This window comes from Pseudomonas sp. BLCC-B112, from assembly GCF_028550695.1.
Taxonomy (GTDB): domain Bacteria; phylum Pseudomonadota; class Gammaproteobacteria; order Pseudomonadales; family Pseudomonadaceae; genus Aquipseudomonas; species Aquipseudomonas danubii.
In genome coordinates, this window is the sequence record NZ_JAQQGK010000006.1 from 75647 (window position 1) to 93183 (window position 17537).

The window sequence follows — 17537 nt, forward strand, 5'->3', positions numbered from 1 at the left end:
TAACCGAACAACTTTTGCGACACATAGGGTCAACCCATGACTTTATTGTTAATTTTGGTCACAGACAAATGACCACAAGAAAAGGCCCGCCATAAGCGGGCCTTGTCCAGAGCACATCAGCGTACTCACAAGGCGAACATCTGCGCCGGCAGGCTCATCAGGCAATCACTGCCAGCGTCGATTGCCGCCAGATGGGCGCCGGTACGTGGCAGCAGTCGCTTGAAGTAGAACGCACAAGTGGCCAGCTTGGCGGTGGCGAAATCGCCGTCGCCTTCACCTGCATCGAGTTGTTGCTGCGTCACCAGGGCCATACGCAGCCAGAGGTAGGCTAGAACGATGTAGCCGCTGTACATCAAGTAATCCAGGGCTGCGGCCCCCACTTCATCCGGATTTTTCATGGCGGCCATACCCACCCGGGTGGTCAACTCGCCCCATTGACGGTTCAAGCCATCCAGTTGCGCGATGTAGGCCTTGAGCTGAGGATGCTCGGCATGTGCCCCACAGAACTTGTGAACAATCTTGGTAAACCCCAGTAACAGCTTGCCCTGGCTGCCCAGCACCTTGCGGCCCAGCAAGTCCAGAGCCTGGATGCCGTTGGTGCCCTCATAGATCAGGGCGATACGACAATCGCGCACCAGTTGCTCCATGCCCCACTCACGAATGTAGCCGTGACCGCCAAACACCTGCATGCCGTGGTTGGTCACCTCAAGGCCCGTCTCGGTCATGAAGGCCTTGCAGATCGGAGTCAGGAACGCCAGGAGGTTCTCGGCGTCCTGACGCTGGGCCGGATCGGCGCTCAGATGAGCCACATCCAGCAATTGAGCGGTGAAATAGGCCAGGGCCCGGTTGCCTTCATTGAACGCCTTCATGGTCAGCAGCATGCGCCGTACATCGGGGTGGACGATGATCGGGTCAGCCGCCTTGTCCGGCGCCTTGGGCCCGGTCAGAGCGCGCATCTGCAAACGATCGTTGGCGTACTTGATCGCACCTTGAAAGCTCGCCTCCCCCAGGCACAGCCCCTGCATTCCGGTGCCCAGGCGCGCGTGATTCATCATGGTGAACATGCAGTTCAGGCCTTTATTGGCCTCGCCGATCAGGAAGCCCTTGGCGCCGTCGAAGTTCAGTACACAGGTAGCCGAAGCCTTGATTCCCATCTTGTGCTCGATGGAGCCGCAACTCACACCGTTGCGCTCACCGACCTCACCTGCTGCGTCCGGCAGGAACTTGGGCACGATGAACAGGGAAATGCCTTTGGTCCCGGCCGGTGCGTCCGGCAGTTTGGCCAGCACCAGGTGAATGATGTTTTCACTCAGGTCATGCTCGCCGGCAGAGATGAAAATCTTGCTCCCCGATAACGCATAACTGCCATCGGCCTGGGGCACCGCTCGGGTCTTGATCAGGCCCAGGTCGGTACCGCAATGGGCTTCGGTCAGGCACATGGTGCCGGTCCACTGCCCGGCGGTGAGTTTGTTCAGGTACAGCAGCTTCTGTTCGTCGGTGCCATGGGCATGAATCGCCGACATCGCACCATGGGTCAGCCCCGGGTACATGCCCCAGGAAGTGTTGCTGGAACCCACCATCTCGCTGATCACCAGCCCCAGGGAATGGGGCAGCCCCTGGCCGCCATAGACAGGATCGGCGGCCAAGCCATGCCAACCGCCCTCGACGTATTGGGCGAAAGCCTGTTTGAAACCCTTGGGGGTGGTCACTACGCCATTGTCGAAATGGCAGCCTTCCTCGTCACCGGAGCGGTTCAGCGGAGCCAGGACGTTCTCGCAGAACTTCGCCCCTTCCTCGAGGATCGCGCTGACCATGTCCGGGCTGGCATCGCTGGCTCCCAGTGCGGCGTAACTGCCATGAAAGTCGAAGACATGGTCGATCAGGAAGCGCATGTCGCGCAGGGGAGCTTGATACTCGGGCATGATGATTTCTCCGGCAGCAGGTTTCTCCAACCTACTGCCGCCGTCCTCAGCCTGCCAATGACGTTCAAGTCGCTGAATGCGCCATCATCACTCAACCCGCAGCCGTATCCATGCGCACTGCGCCACGGCGATTCTGCCCGAAGGCCATGACACAGTTACGCCCCGCGCCCTTGGCACTGTAGAGCGCCTGGTCGGCGGACTTGAGCACTTCTTCGGGAGTCCGGTGCTCCATCAGTCGCTCGGCGACACCGATGCTGATGGTCACCGAAACACTGGATGCCGCTGCAACGCCACGGCGTTGGCGGCCTTGCTGGTCGTCCTGGGGGCGGTTGTCCTGGTTGCGCAACTGAATGTTGTAGGTAGCGATGATCTCGCGAATCATCTCCAGGTGCGGCATGCACTCATCCAGGGTCTTGCCGGCAAATACCACGGCAAACTCTTCCCCACCGTAACGATAGGCGCGCCCACCGCCAGTGACCTTTGACAGCTTGCTGGCCACCAGGCGCAGCACCTGATCCCCGACATCGTGACCGTGGGTGTCGTTGAATTTCTTGAAGTGATCGACGTCAGTCATGGCCAGCACATAATTGCGACCCAGACGCTGCATGCGCTCATTGAGCGCCCGACGCCCCGGCAAGCCGGTCAACTCGTCACGGAACGCCATCTGGTAAGCCTCATGGGCCACCGCCGCGGCAATCATCAACATGACCTGACTGCACATGATGTTCAGGGTGAATGGCAGGATGAACGTCTTGGGCAGCATCCAGAACAAACCCAGCAAGCCCACCAACTGCGCTGCGTGCAGCGGTCGCGGACTGCGCCAGTACTGGACCGCCAGTAGCAGGAATGCCGCGAAGAATACCGGATACGACAACTGGATAAGGCTCATCCAACTGCCATGCAAAGCCGGCCAACGGATCTCTGCCAGCCAGTTCAGCAACGCTTGTGGGTAACTCTGTTCCAGGCCAAGAGCGACGCTGCCAAACGCCAATAACACGGCAAAACGCGCGACCATGTCCTGAAACAGGTGGGTACGCTCCTGCCAGGCTGCGAACAGGCCAAACAACAAGGGGAGCAAAAGGCAGCAAAGGTGGAATACCACCGCGGCATCTTCGCGGACCCTGCCGTTATCCCGGTAGAAATCGGTTTGGGTATCCAGCAGAAAGTAGGCGATGTACACCGTGACCATCAAAAACAGTTCACGCTGGCGCCGATACACAGCGCAATAGGCTCCGCCAAGCAATAGCACCAGCGTTGGTAGCACATTGAACAGCGAAGTGAAGAAGACGTTGAGGTCCTTGACGTAAGCGGCCGCCAGCCCCGCAAGCAAAAGCAGCAAAGACGGTAGGAAATGACTGAAACGTACAGCGGAAGAACGCGGCAAGGGTAAAACTCCGACCCGGCTGATCAATAGATGGCATTGTGCCTTCATTTATTGAAGTTAAGCACACGCGGTGTGACAGACATCACATTGCCATCTCTTTAACGGCAGGAAATCGCTTCTGCTTAGCGAATTAGTCGGGAATTTTCATGAAGATTCTGCAGGCACAAAAAAGCCGCTCGACCCGGAGGGCGAACGGCTTTCTGAAAGGTCCGGTAAGGCTTAGTAGGCCAGGCCGAAGTCCTCTTCCTTCATGTCCATCAGGTTGTTGGCGCCCGACAGCATGGTTGCAACGTGAGTGCGGGTACGCGGCAGGATGCGCTGGAAGTAGAAGCGCGCAGTCTGCAACTTGGCCGTGTAGAAAGCCTCTTCGGTAGTGCCGGCTGCCAGCTTTTCAGCCGCCAGACGGGCCATGTCGGCCCAGAAGTAGGCCAGGCAGGCATAACCGGAATACATCAGGTAGTCCACCGAAGCAGCGCCCACTTCTTCACGGTCTTTCATCGCGGCCATGCCCACTTTCATGGTCAGCTCGCCCCATTCCTTGTTCAGTGCCGCCAGCGGAGCGACGAATTCCTTAACGGCTTCGTTGCCTTCGTTGTTCTGGCAGAACTTGTGGACGATCTTGGTGAAACCCTTGAGGGCCTCGCCCTGAGTCATGAGCACTTTGCGGCCCAGCAGGTCCAGAGCCTGGATGCCAGTGGTGCCTTCGTACAACATCGAGATACGGCTGTCGCGAACGTTCTGCTCCATGCCCCACTCGGCGATAAAACCGTGGCCACCGTAGATCTGCACACCGTGGTTGGCGGACTCGAAGCCGACTTCGGTCATGAACGCCTTGGCGATCGGAGTCATGAAAGCCAGCAGAGCATCGGCTTTCTTCTTCTCTTCTTCGTCCACACCGTATTTGACGATGTCGACCTGCTTGGCGGTGAAGTACACCATCGCCCGGTTACCTTCGGCGAAGGCTTTCATGGTCAGCAGCATGCGACGTACGTCAGGGTGCACGATGATCGGGTCCGCGGCCTTGTCCGGCGCTTTCGGGCCAGTCAGGGAGCGCATTTGCAGACGGTCGCGAGCGTATTTCAGGCCACCCTGGAAGCCGATCTCGGCGTGGGCCAGGCCCTGCAGAGCGGTGCCCAGACGCGCGGTGTTCATAAAGGTGAACATGCAGTTCAGGCCTTTGTTCGCCGGGCCGATGAGGAAACCGGTGGCCGCGTCGAAGTTCATCACGCAGGTGGCGTTACCGTGGATGCCCATCTTGTGTTCCAGGGAACCGCAGCTGACCGCGTTGCGCTGGCCGACACTGCCGTCAGCGTTAGGCAGGAACTTGGGCACGATGAACAGCGAAATGCCTTTGGTGCCGGCCGGTGCGTCCGGCAGACGGGCCAGAACGATATGGACGATGTTGTCGGCCATGTCGTGTTCACCGGCGGAGATGAAGATCTTGGTACCGGTGACTTTGTAGGAACCATCAGCCTGAGGTTCGGCCTTGGTGCGCAGCATGCCCAGGTCGGTGCCGCAATGCGGCTCGGTCAGGCACATGGTGCCGGTCCACTCGCCGGACACCAGCTTGGTCAGGTAAGCCTCTTGCTGCTCAGGAGTACCGTGCTCGGAAATCGTATTCATCGCGCCGTGAGACAGACCTGGGTACATGCCCCACGACCAGTTGGCTTCGCCGACCATTTCGCTGACTGCCAGGCCCAGGGATTCAGGCAGGCCCTGGCCACCGTGCGCGACGTCGTGAGCCAGGCTTGGCCAGCCGCCTTCAACGAATTGCTTGTAGGCCTCTTTGAAGCCAGTCGGGGTCTTAACGCCGGATTCACTCCAGGTGCAACCTTCCTGGTCGCCCACACGGTTCAGCGGCGCCAGTACCTGCTCACAAAACTTCGCACCTTCCTCGAGAATGGCGTCAACCATGTCCGGAGTGGCGTCCTGGCAAGCCGGGAGGCTCTGATAGTGCGCCTCATAGCCGAGCAGTTCGTCACGAACGAAGCGAATATCACGCAAGGGGGCCTTGTAGTCAGGCATAGCGATAAACCTCTGCTGATGTAACCGGGAATGAACAACCGCGTTGATTTTTTATAGCGGTCAAACAGGTGTTTGAAACATACGTTTAGGCCCAAATCTTGTCAAGCGTCGCTCCCATGCCTTTCGTCATCGAAACAAAATGCACGCGCAGGCAAATACCCACAGCGCTGCCGTGAAGTGTAGAAGCCGGCTCGCCGACGATCAGTTACACAAAGAAATGAAGAAGAGGAACCACAGAAGGGAAAGGCATGAGCAAACGCCCGCCTCGCGTGAGAGAAGCGGGCTTTAGCGCAGAGTGATCAAGCGTAGGTATCGATCAGGGTACCGAGTACCTCATCAGAGGCTTTGGCAACTTTGACGCCCAGTTCCACCTGGACCTTGCCCATGGACATCTCGACCATACTGCTGGCCAAGTCCGAACTCTGGCTGCGATCAACGCCCCGTAGGCGATTGACCGAATCCGCCGACGCCTGGCTGTCGGCAGAGCGCTCAACGGCGCTGCTGGCGATCTGGCTAGAACCTTGATCGACACGATTCTGCCCAGTCTGAATCGCGTTCAGTCCGGCGTAGAAAGCGCTGTTCCCGGAAATTTCCATAAGAGAACTCGACCTTGAAAATGAATGACAGGTGTTATTGAAGCAGACCTGTCAAAAAAACACCCGTCAAAAACACTAATGGCAATATGCCTTGCCATAGGCAAAATCTAGTCCAGCAGATCCAGCTGCAGATGTTCGGCCACTGCCTCGGCACTGGCTGACTTGAGTCGCGGCACTCGGCCCAGGCACGGCGCAGGCAGGCGCTCCGCCAAAGTCGCGAGGTTTTCTTCCAGACGAGAGGTCTTGGGATCGATGATATTGGCCACCCAGCCCGCCAGTTGCAGACCGTCCTGAGCAATGGCCTCGGCAGTCAACAACGCATGATTGATGCAGCCCAGTCGCACGCCCACCACCAGAATCACCGGTAAGCCCAGCGCCATGGCCAGATCCGACAGGTTGTCCTGATCCGCCAGGGGCACTCGCCAGCCACCCGCGCCTTCGATCAGGGTGAAATCCGCCCCCTTGGCCAGAATGTGGCGCATGGGCGTCAGCAATGACTGCACCGTCAATGCCACCCCGGCCTCTCGTGCCGCCAGGTGCGGTGCGATGGGCGGCTCGAAGGCGACCGGATTGACCTCTTCATAGCTCAACGGCAACGACGACTGCGCCAGCAATGCCAGAGCATCGGCATTGCGCAGGCCCTTGGCGCTCAACTCGCACCCGGAAGCCACAGGTTTGCCTGCCGCAGTACTCAGCCCGGCCAGCCGCGCCGCATGCAACAGCCCCGCGGCAATGGTGGTTTTACCCACATCGGTGTCGGTGCCAGTAATGAAATAGGCAGCACTCATAGCGGTTTCTCCAACACGGCATACACCACCTGATAGGTCGCCGGCAGCCCCTGGGGCTGACGAAACCCCTCGTAAGCCTCGATCAACCCGGCGATACGCGCGCGTCCGGTGAGGCCGCCGGGACGACCGGGATTCAGATTGTGTGCACCCAAGGCTTTCAACTCATGGGTCAGACTACGCACATCCGGGTAATGCAGGACATGGGGAACGCTCTCCAGACTACGTACGTGCAAACCACTGGCATCGCACAAGTGGCGATAGCGTGCGAACTCACGAAAGCGATTGACGTGAACCTGCCCATCGACCCGCCCCCAGCTCTCACGCAGCTCCTGCAAAGTGCCGACGCACAGACTGGCAAAAGCCAGCACACCGCCCGGCTTGAGCACCCGCTGGGCTTCACTGAGCACGGCAGCAAAGTCGGCACACCACTGCACCGCCAGGCTGGAGAAAATCAGCTCGCAGCTGCTGCCCTGCAACGGCAGGCGCTCAGCATCTCCAGCGAAAAAGTGCTCGGCGCCCCCCAGGGGCCGCGCGTGCTTGAGCATGCCCTCGGCAATATCCAGGGCCAGCCCCTGACTGCCGGCGAAGCGTGTCCCCAGCACTCGACTGAAATGCCCCGTACCACAGCCCAGGTCCAGCCAGCGCGCAGGCGTCCAGCCTTCAGGCAAACGGCTCAGCAATTGCTGGCCGACCGTGCGCTGCAACTCGGCAACGCTGTCGTAACTGGCTGCGGCGCGGGAAAACGAAGCCGCCACCTGACGCTTGTCAGGCAGGCCTGCGGGTAAGACAGGAACAGACAAATCAGTCATCGCCGGACTCATGCAAAAAAGCCTGGATCGCCCCCGCCACTCCGTGGGGGTCCTCCAGAAGAAAACCGTGGCTGGCCTGCTCGATCAGGCCAACTTCTATATCCGGCAGCAATACCAGCAACTCGGCGGCCGCCTCGGCCGGCACCAGGGCATCCAGCCCGGCGAACAGGTGCAACTGCGGGCCGCGAAAAGCCAGCAAGGCTTCGCGCGTATCCAACTGCGCCAACAACTCCAGACCCGCCATCAGCACCGCACCCGGCGTGGTCGGCGCCCCGCCCAGCAGCATCCGCGACAAGCCACGGGGATCGGCCGCGCCCTGGGCACACAGCAGGGAAAAGCGCTTGAGGGTGGTACGCGGATCAGCGGCGCAGCCGGCCAGGAAGCCGTCAAAGGTCTCAGCGGCCATGGCACTGGACCATTGCTCGTGAGCAACGAAGCTGGGATTGCTGGCCAGGGTCAACAAACCGCAGCAGCGCTCGCCGCGTCGGGCCGCCAACTCCGCGGCGAGCATGCCGCCCAGGGACCAGCCCCCCAGCCAGGCGTCATCCGGCAGCGCATCGTCGAGCTCGTCCAGCCATGCCTGCAGATCGCTGGACGTCAGCTCCGGCAGGGGCTCGATCTCCACACGCAAGTGTTCATCAAGCCCCTGCAAAGCGGCAGCCAAAGGTTCCAGGGGCGACACCCCCAGCCCCCAGCCCGGCAACAGGATCAGTCGATCACGCATGGCTAGGCCTCGTTTGCAGTTCACTGAAACAATCCGCCAACGCGCTTAACAATAGCTGGACCTGCGCCTCGCTGTGGGCGGCGGACAACGTCACCCGCAGCCGCGCACCGCCGGCCGGCACGGTCGGCGGACGGATGGCGGTGACCATGATCCCCCGCGAACGGAGCATCCGTGACAACTCCATGGCCCGGGCACTGTCGACCACCATGATTGGCTGGATCGGGGTAAAGCTGTCCATCAGCTCCAAGCCAATCTGCTCGGCCCCCAGCCGGAACTGACGAATCAGCTTCGCCAGGTGCTCGCGCCGCCAGTGCTCGCTGCGTAGCAACTCCAGGCTCTTGCGCGTGGCGCAGGCCAGTGCCGGCGGTTGGCTGGTGGTATAGATGTAGGGCCGGGCGAACTGGATCAGTGTTTCGATCAACTCCTCGCTACCGGCGACAAAGGCCCCAGCGGTACCGAAGGCCTTGCCCAAGGTGCCCACCAGCACCGGCACCTCATCCAGACCCAGGCCGAAGTGTTCCACCAGCCCGGCACCGTTGGCCCCCAGCGGACCAAAGCCATGGGCATCGTCGACCATCAGCCAGGCACCACGGGCCTTGGTTTCCCGGGCCAGGGCCGGCAGGTCGGCGACATCGCCGTCCATGCTGAACACCCCATCAGTGACCACCAATGTATTGCCGGTGGCCTTCTCCAGGCGTTTGGCCAGGCTCCCTGCATCGTTGTGCAGATAGCGATTGAAGCGCGCACCAGAGAGCAGGCCGGCATCCAGCAGGGAAGCATGGTTGAGACGGTCTTCCAGCACCGTGTCGCCCTGCCCGAGCAACGCCGTGACCGCACCGAGATTGGCCATGTAGCCCGTGGTAAACAGCAACGCCCGCGGGCGCCCCGTGAACTCGGCCAGGGCTTCTTCCAAAGCGTGATGGGGAGCGCTGTGACCGATCACCAGATGGGAAGCGCCGCCGCCCACGCCCCAGCGGCTGGCACCAGCGCGCCAGGCTTCGATCACCTGCGGGTGATTGGCCAGGCCCAGGTAGTCGTTGTTGCAGAAAGCCAGCAATGGCTGGCCGTCCACCACCACTTGCGGACCCTGAGGGCTTTCCAGCAGCGGACGCTGGCGATAGAGATGTTCAGCACGACGGGCTGCAAGCCGTGCTGCGAGATCAAAAGACATGCTGGCCTCGATATTGGCTCACAAACACATTACCCGCAGGAGCTGGCTTGCCAGCGAAACAGACAACGCGAAACCCGTCGCACTTGCGCCGTTCACGGGATTCGCCGGCAGCCGGCTCCTACCACAGGAGGTCAGACGGCAGCGTTGTAGAACTGCTCGCTGCTCTTCTGCTCCACCAGGGCCTGCTCGATGGCCGCCTGATGCACTTCGTCGGCGTGCTCTTCACGGGCTTCGGGCTGGATGCCCAGGCGCGCGAACAACTGCATGTCCTTGTCGGCCTGCGGGTTGGCGGTGGTCAGCAGCTTGTCGCCGTAGAAAATCGAATTGGCACCGGCGAAGAAGGCCAGAGCCTGCATCTGCTCGTTCATCGCTTCGCGGCCGGCGGACAGGCGCACGTGGGATTGCGGCATGAGGATCCGTGCCACGGCGAGCATGCGGATAAAGTCGAACGGGTCCACGTCCTCAGCGTTTTCCAGCGGCGTGCCGGCCACCTTCACCAGCATGTTGATCGGCACCGACTCCGGGTGCTCCGGCAGGTTGGCCAGCTGGATCAGCAGGCCGGCGCGGTCGTCCAGGGACTCGCCCATGCCGAGGATGCCGCCGGAACAGATCTTCATCCCGGCGTCACGCACGTAGGCCAGGGTTTGCAGACGCTCGCTGTAGGTGCGGGTGGTGATGATGCTGCCGTAGAACTCCGGCGAGGTATCCAGGTTGTGGTTGTAGTAGTCCAGGCCGGCCTTGGCCAGGGCCTCGGTCTGGTCCTGATCGAGACGGCCCAGGGTCATGCAGGTTTCCAGGCCCATGGCCTTCACGCCTTTGACCATCTCCAGCACATAGGGCATGTCCTTGGCCGAAGGGTGCTTCCAGGCGGCGCCCATGCAGAAACGCGTAGAGCCGATGGCCTTGGCCCGAGCGGCCTCCTCCAGCACCTTCTGCACTTCCAGGAGCTTTTCCTTTTCCAGGCCGGTGTTGTAGTGGCCGGACTGCGGACAATATTTGCAATCTTCCGGGCAGGCGCCGGTCTTGATCGACAGCAGGGTCGAAACCTGCACCCGATTGGCATCGAAATGCGCGCGGTGCACCGTCTGCGCCTGGAACAGCAAGTCATTGAATGGCTGGACGAACAGGGCTTTGACTTCAGCCAAAGTCCAGTCATGACGCAGGGTAGCGGTGGTGCTGGCGCTCATGGGCGATTCCTTGATTATGCTTGGCAGGCGGTGCGGGACAGGGAAAGTCCACAGCCGCAACACGGATGTTCGGCATATTTAAGGAAGAGCCATGCACTGTCAACCCGAATACAAAGGGCTAGTTTACATCTGGTCAAAAAACAAACAAATCTGTTTGCTTTGCGATGAACCCAGCGATTCAGCCCTGGCCCTGTGCAGTTCATGTCAGGACGAACTGCCCTGGCTCGGCGCCCAATGCTCGGTCTGCGCCCTGCCCCTGCCCGCCGCCAGCCTGACCTGTGGCCAGTGCCTGAAACGTCTCCCCGCGTTTCGACGGGTCATCGCCCCCTGGCGTTACGATTTTCCGGTGGACAGCCTGATCAGCCGTTTCAAACACCATGAAAAGTGGCCTTTTGGCCGACTGATGGCCGAACTTCTCAGCCAATTCCTTCACTATCGCTACGATGAAGGCCTGCCCCGACCAGACTGCCTGCTGCCGGTGCCGCTGTCCCGGCGACGCCTGCGCCAGCGAGGCTTCAACCAGGCCGGCATGCTGGCCCAGTGGCTGGGAGAACACCTGCAACTGGCGGTGGAGCCCCTTCTGCTGCTACGCACCCAGGACACCCCGGCACAACAAGGCCTGGGGGCCCGTGCCCGTCAGCGCAACCTGCACCAGGCCTTCGCCCTCGCCGCCGACGCGCCTGTGGCCGGCCGCCACCTGGCCCTGGTGGACGACGTCCTCACCACAGGTGCCACTGCCCAGGCCCTGGCCCGGTTGCTGATCAATGCCGGTGCCCGTCAAGTGGATGTCTATTGCCTGGCCCGAACCGCAAGACCCAACACCCCCGGCTGACTTGACTCTCATCGCTCAAACCGCAAACTCCCTGTCCATCTTCAGTGCCCAAAGCGTCCCTGCCATGTCCTTGCCCACTCTGTTGACCCAGCACATCGCCCGCCGCCCACAACGCATCGCCCTGCTGCAACACATTGCCGAACAGGGCTCCATCACCCGCGCGGCCAAAAGCGCCGGCCTGAGCTACAAGGCCGCCTGGGATGCCATCGATGAGCTCAACAACCTGGCTCAGCGTCCGCTGGTAGAGCGCAACGTCGGCGGCAAGGGCGGCGGCGGGGCCAAACTCTCCGCCGAGGGCGAACGCGTGTTGCGCCTTTACCAACGCCTGCAAGCACTGCAGGCCCAAGTGCTGGAAGCCGCAGAAGATGCCAGCGATCTCGATCTGCTGGGGCGCCTGATGCTGCGCACCAGTGCCCGCAACCAGCTGCACGGCAAGATCCGCGAGATCGCACCTCTAGGCTGCAATGACCTGATCAGCCTGGAGCTGCCCGAAGGCCTGCTCCTCAAGGCGCAGATCACCCACGACAGCACCCAGCGCCTGGAACTGGAAACCGGCACTGAAGTGGTGGCCTTGATCAAGGCCGGCTGGCTGGACCTGCACCCTGCCGACGCCCAAGTAACAACTGGACACAATTGCCTGAGCGGGACCGTCGAGCAGATTCTCGACGCCGAAGACGGCCCCTGCGAGGTGCGCATCACCCTGCCCAACGGCCAGACCCTCTGCGCCCTGGCCGAGCCGCACCGGCTCAAGACGCAGGAAATGACCGAAGGCAAACCGGTCCAGGTGCAGTTCTCTGCCTCCCATGTCCTGCTCGGCACCCCGCTGTAACCGGAGTGCGACGACTTCAGGCTGCAACATATTCGTCATAGGCGCTCATTAAGGTGGCTGCAAAAACCCGCAGGGAGCCTGATATGAGCCTGTTAGAAGAAGACCAACCCACCGACCTGGAACAGATGGTCGGCCTCAGCCGCCGGGGTTTCATCGGTGCCGGTGCCCTGTGCGGCGCCGCCCTGTTTCTCGGTGGCGGACTGCTCGGCCGCAGCGCCCTGGCCACCAGTGTCAGCGCCGGAAACAGCCAACTGCTGGGTTTTGCCGGCATTGCGGCCGCCACCAGCGACAACATCACCCTGCCGGCGGGCTACAAATCCTCGGTACTGATCAGTTGGGGCCAGCCGCTGACCAAGAACGGGCCGGCCTTCGACCCCAGCGGCAATGGCACCGCCCAAGCCCAGGAAGTGCAGTTTGGCGACAACAACGACGGCATGAGCCTGTTCGCCTTCCCGGACGACAAGCACCGGGCGCTGATGGCGATCAACAACGAATACACCAACTACCGCTACCTCTATTCCCACGGCGGCCAGCCGCAATCGGCCGAGGACGTGCGCAAGGCCCAGGCCAGCGAAGGGGTGTCGGTCATCGAAGTGCAGCGCAGGAACGGCCAGTGGCAGTTCGTCCAGGGTTCACGCTACAACCGGCGCATCCACGGCAACACGCCAATCCGCCTCAGCGGCCCTGCCGCCGGTCACGACCTGCTCAAGACCGCTGCCGACCCCAAGGGCAGGAAAGTCCTTGGCACCTTCCAGAACTGCGCCAACGGCAAGACCCCCTGGGGCACCTACCTGACCTGCGAAGAGAACTTCACCGACTGCTTCGGCAGCAGCAACCCCGAGCAGAAGTTCGACGCCGCGCAGAAACGCTACGGCGCGGTGGTGACCAGCAAGGACATCAACTGGCACCCCCACGACCCGCGTTTCGACCTGGCCAAGAACCCCAACGAGCTCAACCGTCACGGCTGGGTGGTGGAAATCGATCCCTTCGACCCGCAATCGACCCCGGTCAAACGCACCGCCCTGGGCCGCTTCAAGCATGAAAACGCGGCCCTGGCGCAAACACGTGACGGCCGCGCCGTGGTCTACATGGGGGACGATGAGCGCGGGGAATTCATCTACAAGTTCATCAGCCGCGACAAGATCAACCACCGCAACCCCAAGGCCAACCGCGACCTGCTGGACCACGGCACCTTGTACGTGGCGCGCTTCGATGCCGGCGACGGCAACCCGGACCGTCCCAAGGGCCAGGGCCAGTGGATCGAGTTGACTCACGGCAAGAACGGCATCGACGCCAGCAGCGGCTTTGCCGACCAGGCCCAGGTACTGATCCAGGCACGCCTGGCGGCCAGTGTGGTCCAGGCCACGCGCATGGACCGCCCGGAATGGATCGTGGTCAGCCCCAAGGACGGCCAGGTCTATTGCACCCTGACCAACAACGCCAAGCGTGGCGAAGACGGCCAGCCAGCAGGTGGCCCCAACCCGCGGGAGAAGAATGTCTACGGACAGATCCTGCGCTGGCGCACCGGCGGCGACGATCATGGCGCGATGAGTTTTTCCTGGGACCTGTTCGTGGTAGCCGGCAACCCCGCTGTGCATGCCGGCCAGCCCAAGGGCGGCTCGTCCAACATCACCCCAGAGAACATGTTCAACAGCCCCGACGGCCTGGGTTTCGACCAGGCCGGACGCCTGTGGATCCTCACCGACGGCGACTACAGCAACAGCGGCGATTTTGCCGGCATGGGCAATAACCAGATGCTCTGCGCCGACCCGGACAGCGGTGAAATCCGCCGTTTCATGGTCGGACCGGTGGGCTGCGAAGTCACCGGGATCGCCTTCGCCCCGGACCAGAAGACCCTGTTCGTCGGCATCCAGCACCCGGGAGAAACCGGTGGTTCGACCTTCCCCGAGCACCTGCCCAACGGCAAGCCGCGCTCCTCCGTGATGGCTATCACCCGGGAAGACGGCGGCATCATCGGCGCCTGAACCCGCCCCGCGCCAAACCGGCTCCTACGTCCGTAGCAGCCGGCTCGCCGGCCAACCTGGCGCCCAGCCGAACCACCAGCAAACCCTCCCCCGCTGGCTCCCCGTCTGCGTTACCATGCTTGGCCGGACGCGGCAGCCTGCTGCGCGCAGGAGTAAGCATGTCGCACCCGTTTGAAACACTGACCCCCGACCTGGTTCTCGACGCCGTTGAAAGCATCGGTTTTCTCAGCGACGCCCGCGTGCTGGCGCTCAACAGCTACGAAAATCGCGTCTATCAAGTCGGCATCGACGAAGGCGAACCGCTGATCGCCAAGTTCTACCGCCCCCAGCGCTGGACCAACGAAGCGATCCTGGAAGAACACCGCTTCACCTTCGAACTCGCCGAGTGCGATGTGCCGGTGGTCGCACCGATCATCCACGACGGTGCCAGCCTGTTCGAGCATGCGGGCTTTCGCTTCGCCCTGTTTCCCCGGCGTGGCGGGCGCGCGCCCGAACCGGGCAATCTGGATCAACTCTATCGCCTCGGGCAATTGCTCGGTCGCCTGCACGCCGTGGGCGCCACCCGCCCCTTCGAGCACCGCGAAGCCCTGGGCGTGAAGAACTTCGGTCATGACTCACTGGCGACCCTGCTGCAAGGCAACTTCATTCCCAAGAGCCTGCTGCCGGCCTACGAGTCCGTGGCACGGGACCTGCTCAAGCGAGTGGAAGAGGTCTACCAGGCCACCCCGCACCAGAACATCCGCATGCACGGCGATTGCCACCCCGGCAACATGATGTGCCGCGACGAGATGTTCCATATCGTCGACCTGGACGACTGCCGCATGGGCCCGGCGGTGCAGGACCTGTGGATGATGCTGGCCGGCGATCGCCAGGAGTGCCTCAGCCAGCTCTCCGAACTGATGGACGGCTACAGCGAGTTCCATGATTTCGACCCGCGGGAACTGGCCCTGATCGAGCCGCTGCGAGCCCTGCGCCTGATGCACTACAGCGCCTGGCTGGCACGACGCTGGGACGATCCGGCCTTTCCCCACAGCTTCCCCTGGTTCGGCAGCGAACGTTACTGGGGGGATCAGGTCCTGGCCCTGCGCGAACAGCTGGCGGCCCTCAACGAAGAACCTCTCAAACTGTTCTGACCCTGCCTGCAGGAGCTGGCTTGCCAGCGAAGAGGCCCATGAGGTCGCCTTCGCCGGCAAGCCGGCTCCCACAAGAATCCGCCTCGATACAACGCCAACCGTAGGAGCTGGCTCGCCAGCGAAGAGGCCCGTAAGTTCGCCATTGCCCACCAGCCCTCCCCCACAGAACGGGTGGCGCAAAAGTCAGGACATGTCCTGACAATTGTCCTTACAATCCCGTCTTCGTTAGCTGCCTAAGCAAGGACTCTGCATGCAAGCCGCCAACCCGCGTCGCGGGTACATCCTGGGCCTGACCGCCTACATCATCTGGGGTCTGTTTCCGATCTACTTCAAAGCCATCGCCAGCGTTCCGGCCGTGGAAATCATCGTCCACCGGGTACTCTGGTCGGCGCTGTTCGGCGCTGTGTTGCTGATGGTGTGGAAACATCCCGGCTGGTGGCGCGAGCTGCGGGAAAACCCCAGGCGCCTGGCCATCCTGGCCCTGAGCGGCACCCTGATCGCCGGCAACTGGCTGACCTATGTCTGGGCCGTGAACAATGGGCGCATGCTTGAGGCCAGCCTGGGCTACTACATCAATCCCCTGATCAATGTGCTGCTGGGCATGCTGATTCTTGGCGAACGCCTGCGGCGCATGCAGTGGCTGGCGGTGATCCTGGCGGCGGTGGGCGTGGCCCAGCAAGTGTGGCAAGTAGGCAGTTTGCCCTGGGTCTCACTGATACTGGCGCTGAGCTTCGGCTTCTATGGCCTGATCCGTAAACAGGCCCCGGTCAAGGCCTTGCCCGGGCTGGTGGTGGAAACCTGGATGCTGGTGCCCATCGCCATGGCCTGGCTGCTCCTGCACCCCGAAGCCAGCAGTGCCCATGCCGACTTCTGGACCAGCTCCGAAGCCTGGTGGCTGGTAGCCGCCGGCCCGGTCACGCTGATCCCGCTGGTGTGCTTCAACGCCGCGGCTCGGCACTTGCCCTACACCACCCTGGGCTTCCTTCAGTACCTGGCGCCAACCCTGGTGCTGCTGCAAGCGGTGCTGCTGTTTGGCGAACACCTGTCCTCCAGCACCTTGCTGGCGTTCATGTTCATCTGGGCCGGCCTTGCGGTGTACAGCGTCGATGCCTGGCTCAGCCTGCGCGGCCGCCGCTGATCAATAAACGTACAACGCCCTGCAGGCCAGGCCATTCGTGGCCTGCAGCGATTCTTCCCAAGGTTATCCACAACCTGATCCCCGCCGTTTGTGCACAAGCCCTTGAAACTGCTGGTTTTTTGATCAGAGCGCGCTAAGCCGCGGCTGTACTGGGCTGGCGACGGGTCTCTACAGGTTATCCACAGGCGCATGCACGGATTACTGGGATAACCTGCGGGACGGTGTTCAGACCTCGCTGCGCAGCACCAACTCCACCATCAGATCATCGGCCAGGGTTTCCAGGCGCGACTGCAATACCTCCAGGGACAACGTCAGGGGCACCGCCAGAATCGCCTCGGCATGAAACAACGGCTCGCTGCTCATGGGCGCTGGGCGCACCTCGGTCACCAGCCGTTCAAGGTTGACCCCCTGCTCCGCCAGCAAGCGGGTGATATCCCGGACGATTCCCGGACGATCATTGCCCACCAGCTCCATGGCGATGGGTTTCCAGGTGCAGGACTGCTCGATGCCGCTTTCGGCGATCAATACCCGGATGCCCTGGGCGGAGAGCCCCTGCAAGGCATCCACCAGCTCATCGTAGGCCTCGGCCGGGACCCCGACCCGCAAGATGCCGGCAAACTGCCCCGCCATGCGCGACAGACGGCTTTCCAGCCAGTTGCCGCCGTGCTCGGCGATGCACTGGGCAATACGCTCGACCTGTCCGGCCTTGTCCGGGGCGAAAACCGTGAGAACGAGATGGTCCATGGCGCAGCCCTCTTTGCTTGATGAAAGAGCAATTATAGGCACCCTCATTCCCCCCGCCTTCCAACCCATATCGCAGCAGCTTGTGTAGGCGCTGGCTTGCCAGCGAAAGTGCCCGCAAGGCCGACGCAACCCCCGAAGGCCCATTCGCCGGCAATCCGGCTCCTACGAGGGCGCGCAGGGCAAAACATAAATCGTGTACAACTTTTTGTATTTATATGGAACAATCCACCAGCTTTTTTGAGAACATCACGTTCCCCAGCGTGACCGCAC

Annotated in this window: 15 protein-coding genes; 5 read left to right on the forward strand and 10 right to left on the reverse strand. The window is 62.0% G+C overall.

Translation table 11 applies throughout. The features are described 5' to 3' along the window. Nucleotides 1–125: 125 nt before the first annotated feature. The 9 genes from PQT43_RS16870 to bioB form a co-directional block, all read right to left on the reverse strand. Nucleotides 126–1922 (reverse strand): acyl-CoA dehydrogenase C-terminal domain-containing protein, encoded by a 1797-nt coding sequence (locus tag PQT43_RS16870; RefSeq protein WP_272754333.1) that lies wholly within the window; start codon nucleotides 1920–1922, stop codon nucleotides 126–128. Between the two features lie 91 nt (nucleotides 1923–2013). Then, complete coding sequence (locus PQT43_RS16875; RefSeq protein WP_102881059.1) at nucleotides 2014–3306, reverse strand: GGDEF domain-containing protein; 1293 nt, start codon at nucleotides 3304–3306, stop codon at nucleotides 2014–2016. Between the two features lie 219 nt (nucleotides 3307–3525). Then, nucleotides 3526–5331, reverse strand: coding sequence for a phenylacyl-CoA dehydrogenase (locus PQT43_RS16880; RefSeq protein WP_102861950.1), 1806 nt, complete (start codon nucleotides 5329–5331; stop codon nucleotides 3526–3528). A gap of 299 nt (nucleotides 5332–5630) precedes the next feature. Beyond that, the gene (locus tag PQT43_RS16885; protein WP_102861951.1) at nucleotides 5631–5927 is read right to left on the reverse strand and encodes a pyrroloquinoline quinone biosynthesis protein PqqE; all 297 of its coding nucleotides are present in this window, start codon (nucleotides 5925–5927) and stop codon (nucleotides 5631–5633) included. A gap of 107 nt (nucleotides 5928–6034) precedes the next feature. Further along, nucleotides 6035–6715, reverse strand: a complete 681-nt coding sequence (bioD, locus tag PQT43_RS16890) for a dethiobiotin synthase (RefSeq protein ID WP_102861952.1) — start codon at nucleotides 6713–6715, stop codon at nucleotides 6035–6037. Beyond that, nucleotides 6712–7524 carry a malonyl-ACP O-methyltransferase BioC gene (gene bioC, locus PQT43_RS16895; protein ID WP_110653363.1) on the reverse strand — a complete coding sequence of 271 codons (813 nt, stop codon included), beginning with the start codon at nucleotides 7522–7524 and terminating at the stop codon, nucleotides 6712–6714. Before bioC ends, bioD begins: the two co-directional genes overlap by 4 nt. Then, complete coding sequence (locus PQT43_RS16900) at nucleotides 7517–8248, reverse strand: alpha/beta fold hydrolase (RefSeq protein WP_102881061.1); 732 nt, start codon at nucleotides 8246–8248, stop codon at nucleotides 7517–7519. Before PQT43_RS16900 ends, bioC begins: the two co-directional genes overlap by 8 nt. Beyond that, nucleotides 8241–9419 (reverse strand): 8-amino-7-oxononanoate synthase, encoded by a 1179-nt coding sequence (gene bioF / locus PQT43_RS16905; RefSeq protein WP_272754334.1) that lies wholly within the window; start codon nucleotides 9417–9419, stop codon nucleotides 8241–8243. The genes PQT43_RS16900 and bioF overlap by 8 nt, the downstream gene beginning before the upstream one ends. Nucleotides 9420–9550: 131 nt before the next feature. Beyond that, nucleotides 9551–10606, reverse strand: coding sequence for a biotin synthase BioB (gene bioB / locus PQT43_RS16910; RefSeq protein ID WP_102861956.1), 1056 nt, complete (start codon nucleotides 10604–10606; stop codon nucleotides 9551–9553). Between the two features lie 91 nt (nucleotides 10607–10697). Between bioB and PQT43_RS16915 the strand changes: the two genes are divergently transcribed. From PQT43_RS16915 to rarD, 5 genes are all read left to right on the forward strand, one after another. Then, nucleotides 10698–11438 carry a ComF family protein gene (locus PQT43_RS16915; protein ID WP_272754335.1) on the forward strand — a complete coding sequence of 247 codons (741 nt, stop codon included), beginning with the start codon at nucleotides 10698–10700 and terminating at the stop codon, nucleotides 11436–11438. 64 nt (nucleotides 11439–11502) lie between these two features. Then, nucleotides 11503–12267, forward strand: coding sequence for a TOBE domain-containing protein (locus PQT43_RS16920; RefSeq protein WP_267269012.1), 765 nt, complete (start codon nucleotides 11503–11505; stop codon nucleotides 12265–12267). 83 nt (nucleotides 12268–12350) lie between these two features. Beyond that, nucleotides 12351–14252, forward strand: coding sequence for a PhoX family protein (locus tag PQT43_RS16925; RefSeq protein WP_267269013.1), 1902 nt, complete (start codon nucleotides 12351–12353; stop codon nucleotides 14250–14252). 158 nt (nucleotides 14253–14410) lie between these two features. Continuing rightward, nucleotides 14411–15385: a serine/threonine protein kinase gene (locus PQT43_RS16930; protein WP_102861960.1), complete on the forward strand. Its 975-nt coding sequence runs from the start codon at nucleotides 14411–14413 to the stop codon at nucleotides 15383–15385. A 250-nt stretch (nucleotides 15386–15635) separates the two neighbouring features. Beyond that, entirely contained in the window at nucleotides 15636–16523 is an 888-nt protein-coding gene (gene rarD / locus PQT43_RS16935) for an EamA family transporter RarD (protein ID WP_102881065.1), read from the forward strand. 225 nt (nucleotides 16524–16748) lie between these two features. Here rarD and PQT43_RS16940 read toward each other — a convergent pair whose 3' ends face one another. Further along, complete coding sequence (locus PQT43_RS16940) at nucleotides 16749–17267, reverse strand: glycine cleavage system protein R (RefSeq protein WP_016964741.1); 519 nt, start codon at nucleotides 17265–17267, stop codon at nucleotides 16749–16751. Between the last annotated feature and the right edge of the window lie 270 nt (nucleotides 17268–17537).

Coding starts and splice junctions, on each gene's coding strand:
- PQT43_RS16870 (WP_272754333.1), bottom strand. CDS start 1,922: ATGCCCGAGTATCAAGCTCCCCTGCGCGACATGCGCTTCCTGATCGAC.
- PQT43_RS16880 (WP_102861950.1), bottom strand. CDS start 5,331: ATGCCTGACTACAAGGCCCCCTTGCGTGATATTCGCTTCGTTCGTGAC.
- PQT43_RS16885 (WP_102861951.1), bottom strand. CDS start 5,927: ATGGAAATTTCCGGGAACAGCGCTTTCTACGCCGGACTGAACGCGATT.
- bioD (WP_102861952.1), bottom strand. CDS start 6,715: ATGAGTGCTGCCTATTTCATTACTGGCACCGACACCGATGTGGGTAAA.
- bioC (WP_110653363.1), bottom strand. CDS start 7,524: ATGACTGATTTGTCTGTTCCTGTCTTACCCGCAGGCCTGCCTGACAAG.
- PQT43_RS16900 (WP_102881061.1), bottom strand. CDS start 8,248: ATGCGTGATCGACTGATCCTGTTGCCGGGCTGGGGGCTGGGGGTGTCG.
- bioF (WP_272754334.1), bottom strand. CDS start 9,419: ATGTCTTTTGATCTCGCAGCACGGCTTGCAGCCCGTCGTGCTGAACAT.
- bioB (WP_102861956.1), bottom strand. CDS start 10,606: ATGAGCGCCAGCACCACCGCTACCCTGCGTCATGACTGGACTTTGGCT.
- PQT43_RS16915 (WP_272754335.1), top strand. CDS start 10,698: ATGCACTGTCAACCCGAATACAAAGGGCTAGTTTACATCTGGTCAAAA.
- PQT43_RS16920 (WP_267269012.1), top strand. CDS start 11,503: ATGTCCTTGCCCACTCTGTTGACCCAGCACATCGCCCGCCGCCCACAA.
- PQT43_RS16925 (WP_267269013.1), top strand. CDS start 12,351: ATGAGCCTGTTAGAAGAAGACCAACCCACCGACCTGGAACAGATGGTC.
- PQT43_RS16930 (WP_102861960.1), top strand. CDS start 14,411: ATGTCGCACCCGTTTGAAACACTGACCCCCGACCTGGTTCTCGACGCC.
- rarD (WP_102881065.1), top strand. CDS start 15,636: ATGCAAGCCGCCAACCCGCGTCGCGGGTACATCCTGGGCCTGACCGCC.
- PQT43_RS16940 (WP_016964741.1), bottom strand. CDS start 17,267: ATGGACCATCTCGTTCTCACGGTTTTCGCCCCGGACAAGGCCGGACAG.